Origin of the sequence: Streptomyces sp. NPDC088354 (genome assembly GCF_044753585.1) — a bacterium.
Taxonomy (GTDB): domain Bacteria; phylum Actinomycetota; class Actinomycetes; order Streptomycetales; family Streptomycetaceae; genus Actinacidiphila.
In genome coordinates this window covers 1-2,092 of sequence record NZ_JBIVNJ010000141.1, presented here as the reverse complement: position 1 = coordinate 2,092, position 2,092 = coordinate 1, and the positions used below count along the sequence as shown (strand labels likewise).

The window sequence follows — 2,092 nt, the reverse complement described above, 5'->3', positions numbered from 1 at the left end:
GTCATCCCACAGCAGGTCAGGCATCACGCCATGCTGCCTTGCCACTCACCGAAACGCAGCCCGATTCCCTTGACGAAACCCATAGGGGCACCTTTTCCGTGCCCCTACGGCGTGCTGGTGGGCCCGGCAGACGGTGGAGTCGACGTTGAGGTCCCAGGTGATCAGGTCCTTCGCGTCCGCTCGGGCCTGGAGCTGGGTGAGGATCCGCTGCCAGGTGCCGTCGCGTTGCCAGCGGCGGAACAGGTCGTACACCCGACCCCACGGGCCGTATCGCTCGGGGACGTCTCGCCAGGGGATGCCGGTGCGGACTCGGAACCGTATGCCGTCGATTAGCTGCCGCCGGGTCCATATCGCCGGTCGACCGGCCCTCTTGCCCACTGGCAGCAGCGGCTCCAACACAGCCCACTGCTCGTCCGTCAGATCTCCACGCGCCACGAACCAAGATCGTTACACATCAAGATCCACTTTCGATACACGCCCTAGTACTCCAGCCGGACTTTTGTATCTGCGCTGGTCAACGGCCTGGCGGTGGGGAGTGTAGTGGGGTTGCGGACGGGCTTGGGTGGCCTTTCGCTGATGGTCCCACGATCGAGTGGCCGCGCCGCTTGTAGTGACAATGTCTGGCTCTTGCTTGGTGGCGGCGTCGCCATCTGGACCAGTTCAGCGCGCGATCGTGGTGTGCAGGATGGCGGTGGGGTCGAGCTGCCAGCAGACGACGGATTTCGGCTGGTGTGAGGTCCACGAGGTCGGGGGTGTCGGTCTCGGCACCCCCTTTTCGCGCTCCTGCACGGCCATCACGGCGAGGAAAGTGTGCGCCAGTATGGCGAGCGTGATGTGCCGGTACCAGCCCACGTAACGGCGGACTTCGTACTGGTCCAGGCAGCACTCGTTCTTCGCGCTCTGGAAGCACTCCTCGACCTTCCACCGGCATCCGGCAACGAGGACCAGGTCGGCGATGGTGGCGTCCAGCGGAGCGCAGGCAAGGTAGTAGGCGATCTCTTCAGGCTTGGCGATGCTGCGGCGGGCCAGCATCCACCGTTGCCGGGTCGGCTCGTCGCCGTCGAACTCCCAGACAGTCGGCAGACGGGCGGCGGCCCAGTCGTAGAGCCGTTCGCCCTTGGCTCCCGGCCCCGCCGACAGGCGTCGCCATGCCTGCGGTGGCGCCTGGCTGATGAGGTGGTCGATGCGCGGGCCATGGACCTGCTGGGATTTGGGAACGGCCACGACGTAGGACAGGCCGGCGTCTTCCAGGAAGCGGCGGAAGTGGGAGTCCTGTCCATAGGCGGAATCTGCGGTGACCCAGGCGATGGGAAGCGGGGAGAGCACGGCACGCAAGATCATGTCGCGGGCAAGGTCACCCTTGGTGGCGAACGCGCGCTCGTCGGGGATGCGAGCTGCCTGACAGCGTTCACGATCCTGAGTCCAGGACTTGGGCAGGTAGAGCTCGCGGTCGACCAAGGCGTGCCCGCGGCTGGTCGCGTAGGCGGCGAAGACACCAATCTGGCAATTCTCGGTCCGCCCGGCGGTGCCGGAGTACTGGCGCTGCACTCCGGCGGAGGTGGTGCCCTTCTTGACGAATCCGGTGTCATCCAGGATCAACACGCCATTGGGCTGCCCGAGTTCGTCGGCGACGTAAGCCTGCAGATCGTCGCGTACTGCGTCTGCGTCCCACTGACTGTGGGAGAGCAGGTGCTGCAAGCCGTGCGGGGTGGCATGGCCGGCGTATTCGGCGAGCTGCCAGCTGTTTTTGCGGCCGACCGGGCCGAGCAGACCACGGACGTAGTCCCGCATCCTCCGCCGAGCCTCCACGCGGGAGAAGCGGGCTCCGATGCGCAGGAAGAGTTCTTCGAGTTCCAGGTCCCAGGCGTTCGTCGGTACGTCATGGATCACAACAACGAACTGCTCGACACGGAACCATGCCATGCGGCGCGGCCACCCGATCGTGGGACCGTCGGCGAAAGGCCACCCAACCCAGTCCGCAACCCCACTACACTCCCTGAACCGTTCCGGGTTCGGTAGAGATCTCAGATGTTGGGTGTGACCTGGGGTTTCGTGGTGTTGAGGTAGTGGTTTGCTTCGTACTCGACGGGCG

Annotated in this window: 1 protein-coding gene and 1 pseudogene; both read right to left on the bottom strand. The window is 65.4% G+C overall.

Features of this window, described 5'->3' with window-relative positions:
- Positions 1-84 precede the first annotated feature (84 nt).
- A pseudogene (locus tag ACIP98_RS42325) lies at positions 85-435 on the bottom strand (IS5 family transposase); the annotation flags it as partial.
- Positions 436-660: 225 nt separating this feature from the next.
- Complete coding sequence (locus ACIP98_RS42320; protein WP_401982206.1) at positions 661-1,923, bottom strand: IS701 family transposase; 1,263 nt, start codon at positions 1,921-1,923, stop codon at positions 661-663.
- Positions 1,924-2,092: the final 169 nt, after the last annotated feature.

What these genes read in the sequence shown, in the direction of transcription:
- ACIP98_RS42320 (WP_401982206.1), bottom strand. Translation starts at nt 1,923, where the DNA reads ATGGCATGGTTCCGTGTCGAGCAGTTCGTTGTTGTGATCCATGACGTA.